We start from the raw sequence: 23,595 nt of genomic DNA, 5'->3' as shown, positions 1-23,595 counted from the left end.
GAATGCCTTTCCGTATCTGGCCACGTTCCTTGTCCTGTTTCGCCCTCGGGTTGGAGATTACTATCGATCGGACAACTATTGTGAACTATAGGGCACCCGAGAATGGCTTGCTCGGCCCCTTGGCCTTGACCACCCAGTTGGCCAGTGATCCCTTCGGAACCCCCAGCCTGGCGGCGACCTCGGCTTGCGAAAGCCCTTGTTCAAGGACCATCCTGACGACCTCCGTCCTGAACTCGGCCGTGTAACTCTGATTCTGTTTCATCCGTTGACCCTCCATGGCCATTCTCCCTCATGTGGGTGTCTACAGAAGTCAGGCTACCTCAGGCGCGCAATCTCCAGCAATCGGGCATCCACCGGATACGCAATGGCCTTGGGCTGCACCGTGCTGTCGACGATCACCCGCTCGAATTCAGCCGGCCGGATGGCCTTCATCGCCACCGCTGCTTCGATGGTCGTCTTCAGCAGCTCTTCCACACCCGCTTCCCCCAGCGCCTTGCGAAAGCGCCCGATCTGCGTGGCATCGCACGGCCGCCGGTGCTCGTAGTACTCGCGCCCGCTGAAGTATTGCCACAGCACATTCTCGCTCCAGCGTTCCACCAGCGCCTCGTCACTGAGGTTGAACGCATGCTTGAGATACAGCAGCGACACCATCAACCGGATCGGCAACCGCGGCCGGCCCGCATTGCTCACGCCTGCGCCTGCCACTTCCAGGCTTGGGCCGAACAGCCCGGGCTGCTGTGTGACCCGGCCCTGGCGATCACGATGCGCAAAGACCGGCGCCAGCGTCTTCTCCAGTTCGCCCCACGGCATGCGCTGCGCGAGCACCGCCAGCGGGTGCGACAGGTCGATCATCTGCTCGATCCGAGCCCTGAAGAAGTCGTCCGTGGCCATCGGCTGCGCCTCCGTTTCTCCCAGTTTCTGATGACCCCCATTTTAGTTTCCGGGGGTTCCCGGGCACCGCCATGCCCCTTCGATCAAGCGTTCATGCGGGTTGGCGGGGTTTTGCAGAGCCGACTCATGAGGACAACTCAGCCACCAGCCCTTCTATCGAGATCACGCATACCAGAAAACAAAAACCCCGAAACCATAACGAGAAAAGCGCACAAACTCAAACCAACAAAAAGATTCTGAACACCCACCACATGACCAAGTGGCGTTGCCACAGCAAGCCCCACCGGCGCTGCGATACCCGTCATGGTCGTCATGAGCGATATGGCCCTGCCTTGAAAATCATTCGAAACCACAATCTGCAGCAACGCGATGAATGCTCCATTACCGATAGTGTTGGCCGATGCACTCAAGAACCATAGCCCAACAGAAACAAGGTACAGTTCTGCTGGCATGATCGAAGCAACTGCCAATCCCAGACAGCAGACCGCCAGCCCACCAAGAACCCATGGAACCCTTCTCTTTGGAGCAATTGCTGCATAAACTCCACCACCAACGATTGACCCAAAACCGAACATACTCTCAAACAACGCCAACCTGCTTGCATCACCGTGGTAATACACCTTCACCAGCAGAGGAATCATGGTTACCAATGGCATGATAAAAAATGCCGCACTAACGATCAATATATAAAGCCCACGAAGCCCCTTGTTCGACCATACCCGGAGAACCCCATCCCTCATCTGAGTCAAAATCTTCGCCTTTCTCCCCTCCTTGATGCCAAACTGGGGGACTGTCACAAACAGCAACGGAACAATACCAAATACCACTGTAAAAACGTCTATTCCCAACGCATACTTGAGTGGAAGGACACTGATAACCAGTGCGCCCAGAGGTGCCGCGCCAATCATCGTCAAGCCTTGGATGATCTGGTTTATTCCTGTGACCCGCGGAATGAATCCGGGAGGGACGAGCATGGCAACGCTGGCCATGGATGCTGGCATCTGAAACGCCTGCATCGCGCTACGTATCGCCATAATGGCGTAGACATGCGACAGCTGGACCTCGCCGTATTCAAACTGGATGATCAGCATCAGCACGCATGCAGCACTGATGAGATCCGACAGCATCATGATGAGCTGCCGGTTATGTCGATCAGCAAACACACCTCCGAATGGTCCCAACAGCGCCTGAGGCAACATGGCCGCCAGACCAGCCGTACCCAAGGCTGACGCGCTCTGGGTCGTATCGGTGATCCACCAAAGCAGCACGAATTGAGTGATGGAGGATCCAACCAGAGAGGCCCCCTGACCAACAAATATCGACCAGAAACGCAAACGCCAAGGTCCTTCAGTACCCACGTTTCTCTCACTGGAGCATTCAGTAGCGCTGCCATCAGGCGCAACGGCTTTCATGTGATCGTTCAACGTAACCCCTTCGGGATAAGCCAACTCCGCTTGTCAGCAGCCACATGCGTTGCCAGTCTCAGCGGATCCAAAGTCTGCGTCAGTATTGTTACATTCATTCAAAAAACCCGGTAGTCAGTATTTTCAGTACCAACACAAACTCTAATGCCAGAACTGCACGATGCCAGATTCATCAGGAATGCCACAACCATTGACCACCTCCCGTCAACTGACACACGTTCGCCATCCCATACGGTGCATCTTCCATGACCGGGTCGTTACAGTATGCCAGTCCGCAGAACCTCCTACCTAGGTTTTCTGATGCCACCCCGATTTTTCATAGCTCCATCAGCGTGTGAAACGCGAAATCATAATGCACAATATGAAAAACCAGTTCTATCTTTCAAGTAGGTGATTCTTGGACTCTGCCGCTTATCCATATCCCGCATTTGCCACATGTCGGGCTTATCTCTTCTTCCAGACGCCACTTTCGCGGACGGTTCCACGTGCTCTCGTCGAGACCGCCCGCCCTCACCAAGCCAGCACGCGTATCGCTTCTTCTCCCACTACCCACATCTATCAACGGGTATCAGCTTCCCTCTGCGCCCCACCTTGCCAACCTATACCACATAACGGAATGCGCGGTCGTGCTGCATTGCTGCATGAAAGGCAGCGCCATCTTCACGTTCAGGGCTCAATGGGACAACACGCCTTACTCCCAGTTATTTTTATTAGTTTCACGAACTGGAAGTCACGTACAAGAGTCTTTCATGACAATGAATGACTGTGAATTTTGGGTACAACTTTTTACTGTTCAACAATGTTCGCGAATCATTGAATTCCATCATTTGGACGATATACTGTCGAAGTGCGTTCAGACTTTTGGGAAGGCCCTTGGTCTGGTCGTCCCACAAGCGCCTGAACAGGCGAACATGGAACAAGAAATTTTCAGTCCCAGACCTGTGGCGAGGCTTGCTCTGATCACCCTCCACCGGTTGGGCCGGCATTGACGGCCAATTTTCTGGCCAAAGGACGTAAACACAAGCGGGGATCCAACTGTGCAGGATAAATCATCCTTTCTGAACGGGCTCCTGAGCCCCACCAATGAGCGTCATCTTCATCCTGCAGCCGCATCTGCTTCCGTGATAGAACCTGCTTATGCGGGTGCAGAGTCGGGGGACGCGTATTGTTTCTCGTCCGGCAAACGCGGTTCGCACGCGGCGTCCGATCCTTACCCTTCCACGTTCGGAAGCGGCCACAATACTACTGTTTTCCGCCCCGATGCGGTGACGAGTACCTTTTCCGGCAACGTGCAGGGGGCATCACGCACCCGCCGAGCAGTCCAGCCCGGAGCCAGCATCAGCTACACAGCAAACCAGCGCCACGAAGTCAACCCCGGAACCAGAACAGGCCACCCACATCACACCCCGCCCCTGCCCCCCCACTGGCGCCCCGACCCTGCCATGGATCGCTGGCAGGATGACCTGATCGGTGCGGTATCCGAACCCAGCGAGCAGGAGGTATTCGGCTACATCCAGTCTGCCTCCCGGGCGCTGGGCTTTGATCATGTCTCCTATGGCTTTCAGGCACCGCTTCCCCTGAGCCGCCCCCGACTGATCTGGCACAACGATTACCCACCCGCCTGGCAGAAGCATTACATGGACATGGGCTATCCTGCGGTGGACCCCCGCATCATCCGGGCACGACAGTCTCCGGAACCGTTTCTGTGGAGTGCGGAGCTGTTCAGGGACGTTCCTGAACTCTGGGCTGACATGCAGACCGCGGGTCTGGCCTATGGCTGGACCCAGTCCGTACTGAATGAACCGGGCGGCATCAGCATGCTGTCGCTCACCAGGCGGGAGCCCTTCACCCCCGATGAGCTGGATGCCCGCCTGCCCCGCATGCAGTGGCTGGCGCTGGTGACCCACAAGGCCTTCTCCCGCGTGATCCGGGCCCGGCTGGCCAGTGATTCCCCCGCGCTGACCGCCCGCGAACTGGAAGTGCTGCGCTGGACGGCCGATGGCAAGTCGGCGCAGGACATCGCCGAGATCCTGCTGCTGTCGAAGAACACGGTCGACTTCCACATCCGCAACTCGATCATGAAACTTGACGCGCCGAACAAGACGGCGGCCGTGGTACGGGCCGTCCTGCTGGGGCTATTCCAGTAACGCGTTCAATTCTCATTTGCAATCAATTAAAACCGGGTGTAAAGTGTGGGCTTTCCGTACCACATGGGGCGCTTCTGCCCCACACCAACAATGAAACGAGACACAGTTTTCGCGGGCATGGTCCCTGCACAACAACGCCGCCAGGTTCTTGCGGCTGCGCTGTCGCTGGGAGCCAGTCTGGCGCTGGCCACGCTGCCCGGGCAAACGGCCCGCGGGGCAGAGGCTGCGGGTTCCACTGCCGCTGGCAGCCCGGCGGCAACCAGCGGCGCCATGACAGCCGGGAATGCGACGGGTTCCGCACCCAAACTGAAGGTGGTGACCACCTTCACGATCATCGCCGACATGGCGCGCAATGTGGCTGGCGACGCAGCGGTGGTGGAGTCGATCACCAAGCCGGGCGCCGAGATTCACGACTACCAGCCTACCCCAGGGGATCTGGTGCGTGCCCAGGGCGCCCAGCTGGTGCTCTGGAACGGGCTGAATCTCGAGCGCTGGTTCGAGAAGTTCTTCCACCGGCTGCGCAAGGTGCCGGGCGTGGTAGTGACGGAGGGCGTGGTGCCCATGTCGATCTCGGAGGGCCCGTACAGCGGCAAGCCCAATCCGCATGCGTGGATGTCGCCGGAGAACGGCATCATCTACGTGAACAACATCCGTGATGCGCTGGTGAAGTATGATCCGGCGCACGCCGATACCTACCGGGCCAATGCCGAGGCCTACAAGAAGAAGATCGCCGACACGGTCGGGCCGATCCGCGCCACGCTGGACCGCCTGCCCGAACAGCAGCGCTGGCTGGTGACCAGCGAGGGGGCCTTCAGCTATCTGGCACGCGACTTCGGGCTGAAGGAGCTGTACCTGTGGCCGATCAACGCCGACCAGCAGGGGACGCCGCAACAGGTGCGCCGCGTGATCGATGCGGTGAAGAAGCATCACATTCCGGCCGTTTTCAGCGAAAGTACGGTGCCGGATGCACCCGCCAAGCAGGTGGCGCGCGAAACGGGTGCACACTATGGGGGTGTACTCTATGTGGATTCGCTCAGCGAGCCGGACGGGCCGGTGCCGACCTATCTGGATCTGCTGCGCGTGACCTCCGAAACGATTGCGAAGGGCCTCTCCCATTGAACCAGGACGTTTCTGCCCGTTTCTCCTGCAGGCGCACCGCGGACAGGGCGGTTGACTGTCCGCTGGCCGCAGGCATGCGCGCCCAGTCTGTTCCCATGTTCTGCCCAGCCGGACGGGAGGTGTGATGGCTGCGTCAGCAACACCTGCCACACCTGCAACACCATCAGGCACACCGTCAGCGTTCCCCTTGGCCGAGCCTTCCCGCACGGCCGACGCGGACGACCCGAACTGCCGTGGCGGGCTGGATGTGCAGGGGGTGACCATCACCTACAACAACGGGCACACGGCGCTGCGCGACGCTACCTTCTGCACACCGCCGGGCAGCATCACGGCGCTGGTGGGGGTGAACGGCAGCGGCAAGTCCACGCTCTTCAAGGCGATCATGGGCTTTCTGAAGCCGGCGGCCGGGCACATCGAGGTGCTGGGGCGCTCGGTGGCCGAGGCCATCCGTCGCAACCAGGTGGCCTATGTGCCGCAGAACGAGGAGGTGGACTGGGATTTCCCGGTGCTGGTGAAGGACGTGGTGATGATGGGCCGCTACGGGCACATGGGCTTTTTCCGGCGTCCGAAGGCGGCCGATCATGCCGCGGTGGACGATGCGCTGCAGCGGGTGGAGATGCAGGACTACCGGCTGCGACAGATCGGTGAGCTGTCAGGTGGCCAGAAGAAACGCGTGTTTCTGGCACGGGCGCTGGCCCAGCAGGCGCAGGTGATCCTGCTGGATGAGCCGTTCACGGGGGTGGATGTGACCACCGAGGACGCCATCATTGCATTGCTCCGGACGCTGCGTGACGAGGGGCGGGTGATGCTGGTGTCAACCCACAATCTGGGCAGTGTGCCGGAATTCTGCGACCGGACGGTGCTGGTGAAGAACACGGTGCTGGCCCATGGCGAAACGGAGCAGGTGTTCACCCGGGCCAATCTGGAAGCGGCCTTCGGCGGGGTGCTGCGGCACTTCGATCTGCCGCAGGCGCCGGGCAGTTCGCACACGCTGTCGGTGGGCATCATGACCGACGACGAACGTCCGCTGGTGATGGTGGGTGGACGCTCTGCCCGGCGCAGTGGGCCGGACAGTGTGACGATGATGCCTGATGGAGGAGATCCCGGTACGCCTGGCCCTGTTTCCGGTGCACCCACCGGCGCAGACAGCCGTGAGGATGCCGGCTGGCATGTTCAGGCAGGTCGTCATGGCGCCAGTGCATCAGGTGTATCAGGTGCATGGGATGCGCCAGGCAGACCGGGCAAGTCTGTCGGGCAGCCCGCTGGCAGTCGCAGCCCGGACGGCCAGGATGGCACGCGATGAGCTGGGAACTGCTGCTGGAACCCTTCGGCTACGAGTACATGACCAACGCGATGTGGGTGGGCGCGCTGGTGGGTGGGGTATGTGCGTTCCTGTCGTGCTTTCTGATGCTCAAGGGCTGGTCGCTGATCGGGGATGCTTTGTCGCACTCGATCGTGCCCGGGGTGGCGGGGGCCTACATGCTGGGGCTGCCGTTCTCGGCGGGGGCCTTCTTTGCAGGGCTGCTGGCCGCGGGGGCCATCAGCTTCCTGAACCGGCGCACGCGGCTCAAGCCCGATGTGATCATCGGGCTGATATTCAGTACCTTCTTCGGGCTGGGGCTGTTCATGGTGTCGGTATCCCCCACCAGTGTGAACATCCAGACCATCGTGCTGGGCAATGTACTGGCCGTTTCGCCCGGGGACATGGCGCAGCTGGTGATCATCAGTGCGGTGACGCTGGGGGTGCTGCTGCTGAAGTGGAAGGATTTTCTGGCGATCTTCTTCGACGAAACGCATGCGCGCGGCGTGGGCCTGCATCCGGGGCCGATGAAGGTGCTGTTCTTCGGGCTGCTGGCGGCCTGTACGGTGGCAGCCATGCAGACGGTGGGCGCGTTTCTGGTGATTGCGCTGATCGTGACGCCGGGGGCGACGGCCTATCTGCTGTCGGACCGCTTCGGGCGGGTGATCGGCATGGCCACGGCCATTGGGGCAGTGAGCAGTTTCATCGGGGTGTATGCCAGCTACTTTCTGGATGGGGCGACTGGTGCGGTGGTGGTGCTGGTGCAGGCGCTGCTGTTTGCGCTGGCCTTCGTGTTTGCGCCGGTGCATGGGGTGCTGGCGGCGCGGCGGCGGCGGATGGCGGTGCTGCGTGACCGCAGCCAGATTCATCATCATGATTCCGGGCCACGGGGAGGAGACTGATGATGAACCTCGAAGCCCTGCTGTTGCCGCTGCAGTTCGATTTCATGCAGGACGCGCTGCTGATGGCGGCCATCGTGGCGGTGCCGTGTGCGCTGCTGTCGTGCTTTCTGGTGCTCAAGGGCTGGGCGCTGCTGGGCGATGCCATTTCCCATGCCGTGTTTCCGGGGGTGGTGATTGCGTATCTGGTGGGCGCACCGCTGGCACTGGGTGCTTTCGTGGCGGGGATGGCCTGTGCGCTGCTGACGGGCTATGTGCACGAGCACAGCCGCATCAAGCAGGATACGGTGATGGGGGTGGTGTTTTCCAGCATGTTTGCGCTGGGGCTGCTGCTCTATGTGTGGGCACGCAGCGAGGTCCATCTGGAGCATATCCTGTTCGGGGACGTGCTGGGCACGACGCCGGCCGATCTGCTGCAGAGCGGGCTGATTGCGCTGGTGGTGTCGGGCTGGATCGGCATGAAGTGGCGCGATCTGCTGCTGCAGAGTTTCGATCCGGTGCAGGCCCGCACCGCCGGGCTGGCCGTGAGCCTGCTGCACTACGGGCTGCTGGCGGCGGTGTCGCTGGCGGTGGTGGGGGCGCTGCAGTCGGTGGGCATCGTGCTGACCATTTCGCTGCTGATTGCGCCGGGAGCCATTGCCCGGCTGCTGACGCGCACCTTCGGGCGGATGCTGTGGACGGCGGTGGGGCTGACCGTGACCACCTCGGTGCTGGGCGTCTATGTGGCGTTCTTTCTGGACAGTGCGCCGGCGCCTACCGTCGTGCTGCTGCTGGCCATCGAATTCATCGTAGCGCTGGCAATGAGCACGCGGCAGGAGCGACGGGCGCAGATGAAGGAAGCGCAGGCGGGTTGAGCAGCTGCCCGGTCTGGGCGCTGATGGCCCGCATGCGGAGCCTGTCCGCCATCCCGCCCGCCGGGGGCTTCCACGCGGGGCGCAGCCCGCTCGGCCTCGTTGCGTTCGTGATAGGCTTGCAGTACGGCCACGATGGCACCATCGGCCGGAAAACCTGCCGCCATGGCAGCATCCATCAGTACAGCATTGGTCATTTTCGTATTCGTATGTTCGTCGTTTCGCTCAGCTATACCCAGCCCATGGCCGAGGTGGAAAAGCATCTGGAGGCCCATCGCACCTGGCTCGACCATGCCTATGCAGCCGGTCACCTGCTGATGTCGGGTCGCAAGGAACCCCGTACCGGTGGCATCATCGTGATGCGGGCCAGCAATCTGGCTGCCGCACAGGCCATCCTCGCGGAAGACCCTTTCCACAAGGCCGGGGTGGCAGACTACCAGATCACCGAGTTCCAGCTCTCCAAGGCAGCGCCCGCATTGCAGGATTGGCTGGAAGCATGAGTGCTGCCAGACCTGCAGGGTTGGCCCGTGGCGCGCATGGCGTCAGGTCTACGGGGCTGACCGGAAGTGCCCGCATCGTCAGGTCTGAAGGAATGTCCGCAGCACGGGCAGCAACCAGCCGGGACGCTCCTCGTGGGCGCTGTGACCGGTCAGTGGCAGGCACAGCAGACTGGCACCATCGATGCGGCCCAGCATGGCCTGAGTGTGGGTCAGCGGGATGAATTCGTCCTGCTCGCCATGGACCAGCAGCGTTCGGGCGCGGATGGCCCGGATGCTTTCGTTCGGATAGGCATCGGGGCCGTTACTGAGCCACAGGTTCAGCACGGCACGGGCGAAGCGCTCGAAGTCGGGCTCGGGGTTGAGGGCCTCGTAGGCAGCCACACCATGTGGTACGTCGTTGCCGGGAAAGTGCTCACGCCAGAATGCCGGAGTGATCCGGCCCAGTTCGGCACGTGCCGGGTCGCCAGCAGGCAGTTCCCACTGGGCGCCGATGGGGACGATGTGATCCACCGGGTTGGCCGGATCGGCTGCAAGTCGCAGGGCAACGATGCCGCCGTCACTGTGGCCCATGATGCTGTAGCGGGACAGGCCCAGATGCATCACGACAGCCTTCACGTCGTCTTCCAGCCGGCGGTAGGTGAGCGGCAGGCTGCCGAGCGTGGAGCGGCCATGACCGCGGCTGTCGATGCCGATCAGGCGGTAAGTGGAGGCAAGACCCGGGGCAAGCGCGTTCCAGGTCTCGATCTGGCCAAAACCACCAGGCAGGCACAGCAGGGCTGGCCCCTGTGGATTGCCGGTTTCCTCGACATAGATGCTGGCCCCCTCGATGTCGAGGTGCCGGCCACGCCAGTGGTTGAAGGTGTTCATGCAGGTTCTCCTGAAACGGCTCCGTCAGGCTGGTCAGGTGTCTGCAACAGGCGTAACAGGCGGCAGGCGTATCATGCGGGCAGATGCTGACCACCGATGACAGGAGGAATACCCATCATGACGGCAAACACGACATCTGCCAGTGTATCGCCCTCTTCCTCCGGCCCGCAGGTCGATACGGTAGTGTTCGACCTGGGAGGCGTGGTGGTGGACTGGAACCCCCGTTACCTGTACCGGAAGATATTCTCCACCGAGGCCGAAGTGGAAGATTTTCTGGACAAGGTCTGCACGATGGCCTGGAATGTGGAGCAGGACCGCGGGCGCCCATGGGCCGAGGCCATCCGGCAGCTGCAGGGACAGTTTCCACAATTTTCGCAGGAAATCGATGCCTACCGTTCGCGCTGGCCGGAGATGCTGGCTGGTGACCTGCCGGAATCCGTGGCCATCCTGTCCAGGCTGCGCACCGAGCCGGTCCGGCTGCTGGCGCTGACCAACTGGTCGGCAGAGACCTTTCCCATGGCACGCGAGCGCTTTCCGTTTCTGCAGTGGTTCGAGGGTATCGTGGTGTCGGGCGAGGAAGGGCTGATCAAGCCGGACCCAGCCATTTTCCGGCGGCTGTGCGAACGTTATGGGGTCACGCCTGCCCGTGCGGTGTTCATCGATGATTCGGCACGCAACGTGGAAGCCGCGCAGGCACTGGGCTTTCACGGCATTCACTTCACCGGAACGGCCTCGCTGCGCGACGGACTGCGGGCGCTGGGGCTATAAAAGCCGGCGCCCCGGCCGTGGATACGGTGGGGAAACCGGCTTTCAGCGTACTGACGTCGGCAGACTGACTGTGCGTTGGGGGGATCTGATGATCCATCAGCGCCCTGCACCCCCTTTTCCGTACCTTGCGTACAGAAAAGAAAAGGATCAGTCTGGCAGAAAATCAGGCCATGGCCTTGATGGCGGCCGACAGGCGGCTCTTGTGGCGGGCTGCGGCGTTCTTGTGAATGATTTTCTTGTCGGCGATGGAGTCGATGACGCTGGTCGAGGCACGGAACTGTGCCTCGGCGGCGGCCTTGTCACCAGCGGCAACGGCCTTGCGCACTTTCTTGATGGCGGTACGCAGGCGCGAGCGCAGGCTGCTGTTGTGTGCGTTCAGTTGGACTGCCTGGCGAGCACGTTTGCGCGCCGACGCGATGTTTGCCATGGAGCGGTTTCCTCAAAGAGCCCGGGGCTCTGGTAGACAACGGAACGACTGCGGGGCCGCCCGGTTGATGTGTTCACTGATCGGACAATTGCCCGAAAACTAAGCTTATCATTATAGCGTCCTGTGGTGACAGCCTTCAAGTAGGGCATGCAGACACCTCCCGTGAGGCTGTAGCCCCCTTCGAAACATCGGCACCTTCCCTGCCACGCGGCAGCCGGGTCTTCCCGACAGCCGGACGAAGGTGCTCCATTGCCAATCTCCTGCCCCCCCTTTCTGCCGTGAATCTGCTCCGTGCTGCGGCCACCATCAGTGGCCTGACCCTGGTTTCCCGTGTTCTTGGCCTGGTGCGGGAGACGCTGGTGGCCTCCGTGTATGGTGCGGGGCCGCTGACGGATGCCTTCTTCGTGGCGTTCCGGCTGCCCAACATGCTGCGGCGCCTGTTTGCGGAAGGGGCGTTCACCCAGGCGTTCATCCCGGTGCTGGCACAGAGCCAGCAGGAGTCCCCCCAGGAGACACGCCGGGTACTGGACGCGGTGGCCACGATGCTCTTCTGGGTGCTGACCGTGGTGGTGGCGGTGGGCGTGGTGGCCGCGCCGGGGCTGGTGTGGCTGGTGGCCAGCGGGCTGCGGCAGGATGCAGAGACCTTCGGCATTGCGGTGCTGATGACGCGCTGGATGTTTCCGTACATCCTGCTGATTTCGCTGGTGGCGCTGGCGGCCGCCATCCTGAACCTGTCGAAACGCTTTGCGGCACCGGCCTTTGCGCCGGTGCTGCTGAATGTGTCGATCATTCTGGCGGCGCTCTTTCTGGGCCGCTTCTTCGATCCGCCCGTGCTGGCGCTGTGCGCGGGGGTGATGATCGGCGGGGTGCTGCAGCTGCTGTGGCAGGTGCCGTCGCTGGTGAAGATCGGCCTGTTGCCCCGCATCCGTTTCACCCCCTGGAAGTCCCTGAAGGATCCGGCCGTGCAGCGGGTGCTGAAGAACATGGCGCCGACGCTGCTGGCGGTGTCGGTGTCGCAGTTCAGCCTGATCATCAACACGCAGATCGCCTCGTGGCTGGCGCCGGGCAGTGTGTCGTGGGTGAGCTATGGCGACCGGCTGATGGAGTTTCCAACCTCACTGCTGGGCATTGCCATGGGCACGCTGCTGCTGCCCAGCCTGTCGCAGGCCAATGCCGCAGGCAACACACAGCGCTACAGTGACCTGCTGGACTGGGGGCTGCGGCTGGCATTGCTGCTGGCCACGCCGGCCATGGTGGGGCTGGCGCTGATGGCCAAGCCGCTGACGGCGCTGCTCTTTCATTACGGGGCCTTCAGCACGCACGACCTGCTGATGACCTCGCATACGGTACGGGCCTACGGCGCCGGGCTGGTAGCGCTGACGGCAGTGCGGATTCTGGCGCCGGGCTTCTTTGCCAAACAGGATGTGCGCACGCCGGTGAAGATTGCCGTGACGGTGCTGGTGTGCACGCAGCTGATGAACCTGGTGCTGGTACCCTGGCTGGCCCATGCGGGGCTGGCGCTGTCGATTTCGCTGGGGGCATGGCTGAATGCCGGCTGGCTGCTGCGCGGGCTGAAAAAACGTGGCAGCTACATCCCGCGTGCGGGCTGGCGGCCGTTCATGCTGAAGGTGGCGGTGGCGCTGGCGGCCATGGGTGTGCTGCTGGGCTTTGTCAGTGAGTATTTCGACTGGGGCGCGATGCAGTCGCAGCCATGGCTGCGCATCGGGCTGGTGCTGGGCATGGTGGTGGGTGGTGCCCTGCTCTACTTCGGGCTGCTGATGGCCATGGGGCTGAACATCCGGCAGGTGATGCGGCCGCCGGCCGAAAAGACAGGCGGCGCCACGACGACGGCAAGTGACGCGACGAAGGCAAATCACACCTCATCGGCGAACCAGCCGGATTGACGATGACTCAGAAAGGCGCCGCGAACTCACAAAACGGAACACGATGTCACGCATGAGAAAACAAACCACCAAGTAATTAACTTGCATTCTCATTGCTGGTAGCATTCTTGCTGGCTGTATCCTGTACACCACAGATAACCTTCCTGCGATGAAGAATCATATCCCAACAGATTCACGATCTGCACACATTGTCTCCTCCCCCTTCTCCCTGAAACGCCTGCCGCAGGCGCTGCTGGCCACCGGCCTGCTGACGGTGCTGGTCCTGCCCGTGCAGGCACAGCAGGGGGCCCCCACAGTCTCCCGGTGCGTATTCCGATGATCGTGACCGACGATTCCGGCATCGTGACCGCGCAGTCCGGTCATCGTGACCGATGTCGAGTGGTCAGAGACATTGCCTGCCAGGCAAATTGTACGATTGCCTGATCCGGGGGGCCTTCCAGCCCCCCCCAGTACCTCCGGGAGAGCGTCAGCTCTGGTTGGCGGATGAAGGCGTTTTCTTCGTTCGTGCAGCGCGCAGTGACTCCCCCTTGAGCACGATCCGCTGCGCCTGTGGCAGCAGACGATCCAGCATCGCGTCGGCCACCGCCGGCTCATCGATCCAGGCATGCCAGTGATCGACGGGCAACTGGCTGGTGATCAGCGTGGCCCTGTTGCCGGCCCGGTCATCGATGATCTCCATCAGCGCTTCCCGGCAGGGGGCGTCCAGCGCCACCAGTCCCCAATCGTCCAGTATCAGGACCTGCGTCTTTGCCAGCTTGCCAAGCCACCTGGTGTAGGTGCCTGTGGCCCGTACAAGGCCCAGCTCCTCGCCCAGCCTGGGCAGACGCAGATACCGCGTACTGTGTCCCTGGCGGCAGGCATACTGTCCGAGAGCGCAGGCAAGCCATGTTTTGCCGCACCCCGTGGCCCCGCTCAGGATGATGGTGGCGCCGGACGTTGCCCAGTCACTCAGGGCAAGTGCCATCCAGCGGGCACGTTCCAGCCCCCGGCTGGCTCGTGCGTCGAAGTCTTCGATGTGGGCCTGGGCATACTTCAGGCTGGCCTGCTTCAACAGGCGGGCGCTGCGCCGGTCGTGGCGGCTGTCGATCTCGTGCTGAACCAGCAGGGCCAGACGCTGCTCGAACCCCAACTCTGTGCTTGCGGGCTGTTCGAGCTGTCGCTGCAGCGCCTGTGCCATGCCCTGAAGTCGGAGTTCCTGCAGCTGGGCAATGGTTTGATTGTGGGTCATGATTCACCTCCCTGGCGTCAGTGATAGGCCCGTGCACCGCGCAGGTGCTCATGGTCCGGGCTTTGCCATGTCCTGCCCGGTTGGGCCGGCAATGCTTTTTCCTTGCCGTTGAGCAGGATGTCGCGTACCGCGCGATAGGTGTGGATCTGCAGCGACAGGGCGCGCTCGCAGGCCGCTTCCAGACGGGCATGGCCGTGGCGTCTGGCCAGCGACAGCAGACCCAGCGCACTGCGGTAGCCATGCTCGGGGTGCCTGTATCGGGCCAGCATGCGCTCGATCAGCAGCGCCGTGCTTTCGCCGACACCACGACCCCACGCGACCAGACGTTCCGGTGTCCATTGCCGATGTGCACGGTGGCTGGCCGGCATGTGCTCCTCGATGGTGCTAAAGCCGCCTGCCTGATGACTTCTCAGGTGTGCGGCCACCCGTTTGCCCTCGTGCAGCAGCTCGATGCCATGCTGGGTGATGCGGGCATCGAGCCGCTGTCCAACCAGCACATGGGGCACGCTGTAGCGGTGCCGGTCGATCTCGACGTGGTAGTCCACGTGTACCCGCACGGTCTTGTAGCGAGCGTATTCGTAGCGAACCGATGGCAAAGGGCGCAAGGCCGGTGCATCGAGGCTGGCAAAGACACTGGCCCGGCTGCCCGGCAGTTTCTGGAAGGGGCGGTGGTTGAGCTGTTCCAGCAGCGGTTCGATGGCCCGGTTGGCGCTGCCCAGATCATTGGGCAGTACGTGGCGCAGCCTGGCCAGAATCCAGCGCTCAACCACCTGAACGGCCGACTCCACCACGGCCTTGTCCTGCGGACTGTGAGGCCGGGCCGGCAAGACGGCACAATCGTAGTGGCGGGCAAAGTCCTGAATGCTGTCGGTTGCCCTGGGTTCGTAGCGATCGGCACGGGCAATGACCGCCCGGGGATTGTCGGGCACGATCAGGGCGGGGACACCACCCATGTAGTGCAGTGCTCCCACCATGCCATTGATCCAGTCAGCAGTCTTCTGGCCGGGCGTGGCCTGTGCGTAGGTGTAATGGGAGGCGCCCAGCGCCGCGACGAACAGGTGTGCCCTGCTGCCGTCACGCAGCGCCAGCGTCGGTCCGGCAAAGTCCACGAACAGCTTCTCGCCGGCGACATGGATCTGGCGCATCGAGCGCTTGAGCGTCCTGACGTATTGCCGGTAGCGTTCGCAGAACTGACTGTACTGCAGCGTACGCTGGCCCACGTATTCGGCCTGGTACTCCTGCCACAGCAGCATCAGGGTCATGCCCTTGCGGCTGAGTTCCCGGTGCATCAGGGCAAAGTCCGGCAGCACGCAGGGGCAGCGTTCGTCCTGTCCGGCAAGCAGGCGGGAATGCAGCTCTGCGTCGCTCATCGAATCGATGAGCGACCAGTCCTCCAGTCCCTGCGCACGGGCCAGGGTCACGTACTTGGATACGACGCCCTTGGAAACGCCAAGGGCCTGGGCACAACGCGCCAGCGATTCACCTCTGACGAGGCGGTGTTCGAGAATGGCTTTGATCATCTGTGTGTCGAGTGATGGCGCTGGCATTGGCGGCTTCCAAAGCCGCCAACGGTAGCGCAGGTTGAGAACAGCAGGGCTGTCTCGACACACTCGAACACCATCGGTCACGATCACCGGAATCGGCGGTCACGATGCCGGAATCGCTGGTCACGATACCGGAATCATCAAATCCACGGCTCCGGAACCGCCCGGTCACGATCGCCGGAATCAGCGGTCACGATCATCGGAATACCCACCCGGGACACGGACAGCACCTCCGCCGTAACCACCTCTTCCACGGGAGTCTCTGCAGCATCGGCCGACCCGGCCGCTGCGACGGAAAACGCCGGGTCCTCGCGAGGCACTACCGGCGACACGAACCTGGACGCCCATCCGGGCGCCACCTCGCTGTCCACCATTCGCGTCACGGCCGACTTCGATCCTGACGACGTGCGGCCGGAAGGCGTGACCACCGCCACCAAAACCTACCTGCCGCCAAAGGACATCCCGCAGGCCATCGATACGGTGGAAGTAAGCAAGTCCAAGAGCTATGGCATCAATGACCTGTCGATCATGCTCGACGGGGTACCGGGGGTGAGCACGGCCTACGACATGCGGGGTGAAGGCATCACCATCCGGGGTTTCGAGGCCGACAACAACGACATCTTCCGCGACGGCATCCGCGAGAGCGGTCAGGTGCGCCGCAGCACGGCCAACGTGGAGCGCATCGAAATCCTGAAGGGGCCGGCCTCCGTGCTCTATGGTCGCGGCTCGGGCGGCGGCATCATCAACATGATCAGCAAGCAGGCGCGCTTCGATGCCGGCAGCAGCGTGTCGCTGCGGGGCGGCTCGTGGCAGAACGTGGGCGGCACGGTGGACGTGAACCACGTGCTGAACCGCCATGTGGCCATGCGCCTGACGGCCGACCGCGAGCAGGCACACAGCTTCCGCCATGGCATTCGCAACCGGAACACCATGGTGTCGCCCAGCATTCTGGTGGATACACGAACCGGGCTTCGCTGGCTGGGCCAGTACACCTGGGACAAGGTGTGGCGGGTGCCGGACCGTGGGCCGGCGTATTCGGACCTGCCGGCCGGGGTGTCCATCCGCACGGGTTTTGCCCGGCCGGGAGACTTCGTGGAAGACGAGCTGAAGGTGCTGCGCTCGGACCTGAGCTACGACTTCGACAAAAACTGGAAAATTCGCTGGGTGGCCAGCCGCCGTACGGCTAACCAGGACTTCGACCATGTGTACCTGGGTACCTACTGCAACGCAGCCGGTCAGACATCGACGGGCAGCACCTGCACCTGGGCCGGCAAGCTGAACCAGAACTACTCCTGGCAGACCACCCGTAACCGGACCACCGCCAACACCATCGACCTGACCGGCATGGTGGAAACCGGCCCCGTGAAGCATGACCTGCTGGTGGGCTTCGAATACAGTAACGAGGAGCGCAGTCCAACGCTGTTCTCGCGGCGCAACTACGTCCAGATCGATCCGTTCAACCCCAGCTGGCCAGCAGACCGGGGCGCACGTCCAGCTGCCACGATCAACAGAAAGCATGATGCGAAGTCACAGGGTCTGTATATACAGGACCTGATGAGCCTCACCGAACAGTGGAAGGTACTGCTGGGGCTGCGGCAGGACCACTACCGTTTCCGCAGCACCGACTACATCCTCAACCAGTCGCGCGACTACAAGGGCCATTCACTGAGCCAGCGGGCTGGCGTGATCTGGCAGCCGGTCAAGGAGCACAGCCTGTATTCGTCATGGAGCAAGAGCTTTGCCCCCTACGGAGGGCGTAGTCAGCTGGGCATACTGACTGCATCCAGCAGCGTGTACGATGCCGATCCACAGTATTCACGCCAGATCGAAGTCGGCATCAAGAGCGACTGGATGGACAACGCCTTCTCGACCCAGTTTGCGGTGTACCAGCTCGAACACTACAACATCCGCTACCAGCCCGACCCCAACGATCCGTACATCTGGGCAGTGGCCGGAAAGAAACGTTCGCGCGGTATGGAATTCACCATCACCGGCCGGTTGATCGACGACTGGTATGTGCGTGGCGGCATAGGACTGACCCAGGCAAAGGTGGTGAGCAACAAATCCGACCCAAGCCTTGAAGGCAAGCGCCTGCCCAACGTCGCCCGTCGCAACGGCAACCTGTTCGTGCGCTACGCACCGGCAGGACGCTGGTACGCCGAGGTGGGGGTGACGCACGCCAGTCCCCGCTGGGAGGACGAAGACAATACCTCGGAACTGCCGGGCTACACCCGCTGGGATGCCATGCTGGGCTGGCGCAGTGCCCCCTGGACGGTCACACTGGGCATCACCAACCTGACCGACCGCGAATACTGGCGTTCCACCGCAATGCCGGGGGCACCCCGCACGGTACTGCTGTCGGCAACCTATCAGTTCTGATGCCGACTGGGTACCGGCCGGAGCTGGTTCTGCGCTGGCACTGGCCGGGCCAAAAGGATGGCTGTTCTGTCTGCGGGACGGCTGTTCTGCCTGCGGGATAGCTGTTCTGCCTGCGCAGTCAGGGCTGCCTGAGGGATGCCCCCTCTCACGCAGTCCTCGGACATGAAGAGCCAGCCGCGGCAAGACAGGGACAGCCGGTCCGCCACCCGTGACGAATGCACTTGAGCGGCAGCGGCTGCCCATCTATGCTGGGCGAATGACGCATGGAAGCCGCCCGCCATCTGCTGATCGCACAGCGCCCGCGCCCTTGTCTGGCGCGGCCAGGCCGGTGTTGTCTGCATCTGCGGCACGACAGGCCGCAGGTCTCCATGTACAGCCGGCCCGTTCGCAGGCCGCAGCCGGCCTGCTCTGCCCCTCCTGCCGCCAGCCCATGCAGACGCTGACGCTGGAAGGGCTGTATGGCGAACCCATCGGCATCGACCTGTGCTTCGACTGCCATGGCATCTGGTTCGATGCGCGGGAGAACGTGAAGCTTTCCCCCGATGGTGTGCTGACGCTGTTCCATGCGCTGCATGCCCACCGGCATCACCCACTGCATCCGCTGCGGGAACACATGCCCTGCCCCCGCTGCGAAAAGCGGCTGGTACGGGGCCACAATCGCACCATCAACGGGCTGTACGCGGTGCACCGCTGTCCGGTGGGGCACGGGCATTTCAGCACCTTCCCGTCGTTCATGGTGGAAAAGGGCTTCGTGCGGCACCTGACGCCGGCCGAGATTCATGAGCTGACGCGCAAGCTGCGGGTGATTCACTGCAGCAGTTGCGGGGCCCCCGTGGATCTGCGCAGACACCATGCCTGTCCCTATTGCAGCTCCGCCTTTTCGCTGCTGGATCCGGAGGCGATGACAAAGACGCTGCAACGCTTCGAAGGCGAACGCATGAAGCGGCAGATTGCCGGCGATGCCGCGACGCTGGCGCTGGTGAGTGGTGTACCGGCCGATGGCGAGCCGGGCGGCAATGCCCGCCAGCCGGACGCGGCAACAGCCCGCAGCTCTGCACGGGACGATGCGGCGCCGGGCACCGCATCTGGGGCCAGCCAAACTGGGACGGGTGGCGTTCTGCCAGGGATGCCCCAGCGGCGCGGGGCCGATGGTTCGGCGCTGGACGCATCGACCGAAGCGGTGAAGCTGTCGGGCGAACTCAGGGCCTCCCTCATCCTCGCCAGACGCAATGCCGAATACCTGGGCGAGAAACGCCACCAGATGGACCGGATCCAGCGCCTCGGCGGCAGCGGTCCTTTTGGCGGGTCGGGTCGGATCACCGGCAATACGCCGGTGGGCTGGGTGCTGGAGATGGCCTGGGCGGCGATCAAGCACTGGTGGCGAACGCCCTAGGAAGCCGGCGATTTCAAGAGTCAAGTGCAACAGGAGACCATGGGGCGTGGGGATCGCAAAACCAGATGTCGATGTTCAGGCGCCCGCCGATACGTGCCTGCATGGCGGTGCACCCACTGCCGTGCTCACTTGAGCAGCACGCCCAGCAGAACCCCCAGAAAAATGCTGGCGCCGAACCAGTTGTTGTGATTGAACGCGCGGAAGCACCCTTCCCGCGTACGGGTGCGGATGAGGGTGTAGTGATAGGCGGCAACACCGGCCGCCAGCACGATGCCGATCCAGTAGGCGGGATGGAGCTCCTCGCGGGCAAAAACCCAGGCCAGCAGCGCCAGCGATGCGCCGTAGCAGCCCATCACCGCCAGCACATCGTGGCGGCCAAAGGTGATGGCCGAGGTACGGATGCCGATCTTGAGGTCGTCATCGCGGTCGACCATGGCGTATTCGGTGTCGTAGGCGATGGTCCAGAGGATGTTGGCCACCAGCATGATCCAGGCCGACAGCGGCACGGAACCGGTGAGCGCGGCATAGCCCATCGGGATGCCAAAGCCAAAGGCAATGCCCAGATACGCCTGCGGAATGGCAAAGAAGCGCTTGAAGAACGGATAGCTGCCGGCCAGGATGGCGGCCACGACGGCCAGCCCCCACACCAGCGGCCCGTAGGGAAATACCAGAGGCAGCGCCAGCAGGCTGAGCACCACGAAAACGGCCACGGCCTCCCATGGAGCGATCTGGCGCCGGGCCAGCGGCCGGTTGACGGTGCGCGCCACGGAGCCGTCGAAATCGCGGTCGGCGAAGTCGTTGATGGCACAGCCGGCCGAGCGCATCAGCACGGTGCCCAGGCAGAAGGCAAAGAGCGCGTAGAGCGGCGGCCAGCCATCGGCCGCCACGAAGAGTGCCCACAGGGTGGGCCAGATCAGCAGCAGGATGCCGATGGGCTTGTCGAGGCGCACCAGCCGGATATAGAGCGCCAGCCGCTGCCGGCAGGGGTGGTGTCCCCCGCCGGACGGAGAGGATGCCGCCGTGTTCACTCCGGGTCGATCCCCAGCAGGCGGGCAGCGTGCCGGGCCACTACCCACTCCTCATTGGTGGGCTGCACGACCACCTTGACGGCGCTGTCGGGGGTGGAAATGACTGGACCGTTCCGGGTGTTGGCCTCCTGGTCCAGCCGGATGCCGAAATAGCTCATGCCTTCGAGGATGCGCCTGCGGATCTCGGCACTGTTCTCGCCCACGCCGGCGGTGAAGACCAGCATGTCCAGGCCATTCATCATGGCCACGAGTGAACCGATCTGGCGGATGACGCGCCGCACGTACAGGCTCATGGCGTCGCGAATACGCTCGCCCACCGGGCCTTCCTCGTTTTCGCGTGCCAGCAGCACCCTTGGCTCGGGCGTCAGGCCCGACACCCCCAGCAGCCCCGACTTGCGGTACAGCATGTTGGTGACCTCGCTGACGCTGAGCTTCTCGATTTCCATGAGGTAGAGCACGGCGCCGGGATCGAGCGCACCGGGGCGGGTGCCCATCATCAGACCATCCAGCGCAGAAAAGCCCATGGAGGTGGACTGGCTCTGCAGGTTTTCCATGGCGCAGAGGCTCGCCCCGCTGCCCAGGTGGGCGACCACGACCTTGCCACGGGCGATGTCGCCATACTGTTCGGGCAGCGACAGCGCCATGTATTCGTACGACAGGCCATGGAAACCGTAGCGGCGCACGCCACGCTCGTAGAGTTCCCACGGCAGTGACAGCTGCTTCTCCACCTTGGGCATGGTGTGGTGGAAGGCGGTGTCGAAACAGGCGATCTGCGGCAGGTCCGGCAGATCGTGCAGCAGCGCGGCGATGGCCTCGAGCGCATAGGGCTGATGCAGGGGCGCCAGCGGGATGTAGCTTTCCAGATCATGCAGCACCTGTTCGTCGATGCGCACGGGCGCACTGTACTTGGGACCACCGTGCACCACGCGGTGGACCACACCCAGCAGGGTGCGACCATGCAGCTGCTTGCGAACCTGGGCACGGATGTAGTCGAGCGCAGCCACGTAGGGCGTACGGTCGCCCTCCTCCGGGGTGACCAGCGGCCCTTCCGGGGTTTCGCTGTCGGCGTAGGTGGTGTTGGGGCCTCCGATGTCCACCGCACGGCCGCTCCACATCGGCTGGCGGGGCAGCGGGTGCACGCCTGCGTCATAGAGGGCAAACTTGATGCTGGAGGAGCCGCAGTTCAGAACGAGGATGAAACCTTCACTGGGGCCCGAAGCCTGGGAGACGGAATCTGGTTGTTTGCTCATAGCGTGACGTTCAGGACGCTGCACATGGGGACCGGTGCAGACAGATCGGAAGAGGAACTATTTGCGAAGTATATAGTGCTCCGTGCCTTCATTCGCTGCCATGTCGCCAGAATGTTCCGGATACCGCCACGACAGCAAGGGGATGTGCCATTGCCCCTGGTCCACCTGTTCAACGCCATCCTCCTTGCTGGTTGGAAAGCTTCATCTTTCCCGAAATTGGCCATGTGACCAATCGGGTTTTTCCCGAAGCGGTTTTACCCTGAGAGCGTGTGTCCTGAAGCAGTCTGGCGTACCTTTGAATCAGTCTGAGCGTATCCTGGAGCGGTCTGGAACGTATTGTGAATCTGTCTGGCGCCGCTCTGCCGCAACGGGGCGTCCATGGGCTCTGGCTGGGCCTTCAGCCGCATGGCTGCAGAGGTACCACTGACAGGGAACAGGCGCAGGCATGAAGGAAGGATCACGAACGCGGCGCAAGGCGGGAACGTTCGTCGAACAGCGACTGGCAGTCAAACAGGGGCCGGGCGTCGAACATGGAAGGCGAGCGGCTGCGAACCTGCCCGCTGGCACGGCCCCCATGGCCTGATCCCCTGCCCGTCCGGGTCTGGCGCCAGGAACGGGAGGCACCCTGGCAACCTGCAGCCATCGAGGTGCGCTGGGCACTTGTGTGACCGGATGGGTGTGAACGATGGGTTCGGGCAGTGGACATCCGGCGCAAGGGCCGGCTGTCGGGATGCGTGGCTTCACCATCGGAGCTGGCCAATTCGGTGTCGGAGCGAACGGAATGGGCACGGGTTGGGTGATGATCGGCGCGGGTTGGGTGATCCGTGCTGTGTGAGGCACGGGCGCTGCCATGCGTGCTGCGCGAAGCGCTCGTGGCGCCGCCCGTCCTGCGCAGGGCGCGGGTGCCGGAATCCGGGGACACGACTGCCGGATGACCCACGATGGTTTCAGCCGGGACGACCAATGGCAGTGTGGCGGAGGGTTTGCCCGCTGGTGCAGCCGATACCTGCCGCCGGAGCGGTGGGATGGCACGCAAGCCTCTCTCCGGCGCCTTCTGGCCGGAGGTCACTGCCCGGGCTGGTACCTGGGCACCCCGTATATGTGTTGGCGCGTGGACCTTCCCGGTCTGAAGATGCATCGCATCCTGGATGGATGAGGAGGCAGACCGCAAGGTCAGTCCGGCTGCCCGCCATTGTTGCAGGCGCTTCGGGCCAGCACCTCGCACGCGGCTGGCGAAGTCCTCGAAGCTGTCGAAGGGGCGTTCGGTGCGGGCGGCGATGATCCGTTCGGCCATGGCAGGGCCCACGCCTCGGAGCGTCTGCAGCTCCCCGACCGTGGCGTGATTGGCATCCACGGGCCGGACGGAGGGCTGCGCAGAATCGTCCGGAAACGGATCGGCCCCGGACTTTGCATGACGGGCATCGGGTGGCCGGATGGACGCCCGGACGTAATCATCCGGAAACGGGTCGGGCTGCGCGTGGTCTGCATCCGGAGTCAAGGTCCGGGGTGACGCCTGGGCGGCGGACGGCCAGATGCCGGTCCACAGACAGGCCAGCATCATCAGCAGGGCCAGGGACCGGGGCAAAAACAGACGCAAAGACTGGGGCAGAAGAAGATGACGGTGGGAGGTGGCAGGCATGGCGTTGTCCGGCAGGGGAAACACCATGCTAGGAAGG

18 protein-coding genes and 2 pseudogenes are annotated in these 23,595 nt (G+C 63.1%); 10 read left to right on the top strand and 10 right to left on the bottom strand.

What is annotated here, in order from left to right; genetic code table 11:
* Positions 1 to 115: 115 nt before the first annotated feature.
* The 3 genes and pseudogenes from EHV23_RS15015 to EHV23_RS15005 form a co-directional block, all read right to left on the bottom strand.
* Positions 116 to 262, bottom strand: a pseudogene (locus EHV23_RS15015) (transposase); the annotation flags it as partial.
* 56 nt (positions 263 to 318) lie between these two features.
* Positions 319 to 891, bottom strand: a pseudogene (locus EHV23_RS15010) (transposase); the annotation flags it as partial.
* A 137-nt stretch (positions 892 to 1,028) separates the two neighbouring features.
* The gene (locus EHV23_RS15005; RefSeq protein ID WP_125096764.1) at positions 1,029 to 2,303 is read right to left on the bottom strand and encodes an MFS transporter; all 1,275 of its coding nucleotides are present in this window, start codon (positions 2,301 to 2,303) and stop codon (positions 1,029 to 1,031) included.
* A gap of 1,454 nt (positions 2,304 to 3,757) precedes the next feature.
* On the opposite strand from EHV23_RS15005, the gene EHV23_RS15000 reads away from it, so the two are divergent.
* The 6 genes from EHV23_RS15000 (at position 3,758) to EHV23_RS16295 (ending at position 9,131) form a co-directional block, all read left to right on the top strand.
* Entirely contained in the window at positions 3,758 to 4,462 is a 705-nt protein-coding gene (locus tag EHV23_RS15000) for an autoinducer binding domain-containing protein (protein ID WP_125096763.1), read from the top strand.
* 117 nt (positions 4,463 to 4,579) lie between these two features.
* Entirely contained in the window at positions 4,580 to 5,581 is a 1,002-nt protein-coding gene (locus EHV23_RS14995; RefSeq protein ID WP_275265135.1) for a metal ABC transporter substrate-binding protein, read from the top strand.
* A gap of 187 nt (positions 5,582 to 5,768) precedes the next feature.
* Positions 5,769 to 6,884: a manganese/iron ABC transporter ATP-binding protein gene (locus EHV23_RS14990; RefSeq protein ID WP_275265134.1), complete on the top strand. Its 1,116-nt coding sequence runs from the start codon at positions 5,769 to 5,771 to the stop codon at positions 6,882 to 6,884.
* Positions 6,881 to 7,783 carry a metal ABC transporter permease gene (locus EHV23_RS14985; RefSeq protein ID WP_238990485.1) on the top strand — a complete coding sequence of 301 codons (903 nt, stop codon included), beginning with the start codon at positions 6,881 to 6,883 and terminating at the stop codon, positions 7,781 to 7,783. Before EHV23_RS14990 ends, EHV23_RS14985 begins: the two co-directional genes overlap by 4 nt.
* Positions 7,783 to 8,634, top strand: a complete 852-nt coding sequence (locus EHV23_RS14980; protein WP_275265133.1) for a metal ABC transporter permease — start codon at positions 7,783 to 7,785, stop codon at positions 8,632 to 8,634. Before EHV23_RS14985 ends, EHV23_RS14980 begins: the two co-directional genes overlap by 1 nt.
* A gap of 32 nt (positions 8,635 to 8,666) precedes the next feature.
* Positions 8,667 to 9,131 (top strand): YciI family protein, encoded by a 465-nt coding sequence (locus EHV23_RS16295; protein ID WP_238990484.1) that lies wholly within the window; start codon positions 8,667 to 8,669, stop codon positions 9,129 to 9,131.
* A 78-nt stretch (positions 9,132 to 9,209) separates the two neighbouring features.
* Here the strand turns inward: EHV23_RS16295 and EHV23_RS14970 are convergent, their stop codons facing one another.
* Entirely contained in the window at positions 9,210 to 9,998 is a 789-nt protein-coding gene (locus tag EHV23_RS14970; protein ID WP_125096762.1) for an alpha/beta fold hydrolase, read from the bottom strand.
* 117 nt (positions 9,999 to 10,115) lie between these two features.
* Between EHV23_RS14970 and EHV23_RS14965 the strand changes: the two genes are divergently transcribed.
* Positions 10,116 to 10,766 carry an HAD family hydrolase gene (locus EHV23_RS14965; protein WP_125096761.1) on the top strand — a complete coding sequence of 217 codons (651 nt, stop codon included), beginning with the start codon at positions 10,116 to 10,118 and terminating at the stop codon, positions 10,764 to 10,766.
* Between the two features lie 163 nt (positions 10,767 to 10,929).
* Here the strand turns inward: EHV23_RS14965 and rpsT are convergent, their stop codons facing one another.
* Positions 10,930 to 11,193: a 30S ribosomal protein S20 gene (gene rpsT / locus EHV23_RS14960; RefSeq protein ID WP_125096760.1), complete on the bottom strand. Its 264-nt coding sequence runs from the start codon at positions 11,191 to 11,193 to the stop codon at positions 10,930 to 10,932.
* 278 nt (positions 11,194 to 11,471) lie between these two features.
* Between rpsT and murJ the strand changes: the two genes are divergently transcribed.
* Positions 11,472 to 13,097: a murein biosynthesis integral membrane protein MurJ gene (gene murJ / locus EHV23_RS14955; protein ID WP_238990483.1), complete on the top strand. Its 1,626-nt coding sequence runs from the start codon at positions 11,472 to 11,474 to the stop codon at positions 13,095 to 13,097.
* A gap of 466 nt (positions 13,098 to 13,563) precedes the next feature.
* Here the strand turns inward: murJ and istB are convergent, their stop codons facing one another.
* On the bottom strand, positions 13,564 to 14,325 hold the full coding sequence (istB, locus tag EHV23_RS14950) for an IS21-like element helper ATPase IstB (RefSeq protein ID WP_125094144.1): 762 nt from the start codon (positions 14,323 to 14,325) through the stop codon (positions 13,564 to 13,566).
* A gap of 17 nt (positions 14,326 to 14,342) precedes the next feature.
* Positions 14,343 to 15,872, bottom strand: coding sequence for an IS21 family transposase (istA, locus tag EHV23_RS14945; RefSeq protein WP_125094145.1), 1,530 nt, complete (start codon positions 15,870 to 15,872; stop codon positions 14,343 to 14,345).
* Positions 15,873 to 16,289: 417 nt separating this feature from the next.
* Between istA and EHV23_RS14940 the strand changes: the two genes are divergently transcribed.
* Together EHV23_RS14940 and EHV23_RS14935 are read left to right on the top strand one after the other, a co-directional pair.
* On the top strand, positions 16,290 to 18,248 hold the full coding sequence (locus EHV23_RS14940; RefSeq protein ID WP_238990482.1) for a TonB-dependent receptor: 1,959 nt from the start codon (positions 16,290 to 16,292) through the stop codon (positions 18,246 to 18,248).
* 256 nt (positions 18,249 to 18,504) lie between these two features.
* Complete coding sequence (locus EHV23_RS14935; protein ID WP_275265141.1) at positions 18,505 to 19,641, top strand: TFIIB-type zinc ribbon-containing protein; 1,137 nt, start codon at positions 18,505 to 18,507, stop codon at positions 19,639 to 19,641.
* Positions 19,642 to 19,766: 125 nt separating this feature from the next.
* Here the strand turns inward: EHV23_RS14935 and ubiA are convergent, their stop codons facing one another.
* The 3 genes from ubiA to EHV23_RS14920 all read right to left on the bottom strand — a co-directional run bounded on the left by ubiA (position 19,767) and on the right by EHV23_RS14920 (position 23,417).
* A complete protein-coding gene (ubiA, locus tag EHV23_RS14930) occupies positions 19,767 to 20,669 on the bottom strand; it encodes a 4-hydroxybenzoate octaprenyltransferase (protein ID WP_125096757.1) in 903 nt (300 codons plus the stop codon).
* Positions 20,666 to 21,919: an acetate/propionate family kinase gene (locus tag EHV23_RS14925; RefSeq protein ID WP_125096756.1), complete on the bottom strand. Its 1,254-nt coding sequence runs from the start codon at positions 21,917 to 21,919 to the stop codon at positions 20,666 to 20,668. The genes ubiA and EHV23_RS14925 overlap by 4 nt, the downstream gene beginning before the upstream one ends.
* Before the next feature lie 457 nt (positions 21,920 to 22,376).
* Positions 22,377 to 23,417, bottom strand: a complete 1,041-nt coding sequence (locus tag EHV23_RS14920; protein WP_158616007.1) for a ComEA family DNA-binding protein — start codon at positions 23,415 to 23,417, stop codon at positions 22,377 to 22,379.
* Positions 23,418 to 23,595: the final 178 nt, after the last annotated feature.

This window comes from Lautropia dentalis, from assembly GCF_003892345.1.
GTDB classification, from domain to species: domain Bacteria; phylum Pseudomonadota; class Gammaproteobacteria; order Burkholderiales; family Burkholderiaceae_E; genus Lautropia; species Lautropia dentalis.
This window is presented reverse-complemented; position numbering and strand designations above follow the sequence as displayed.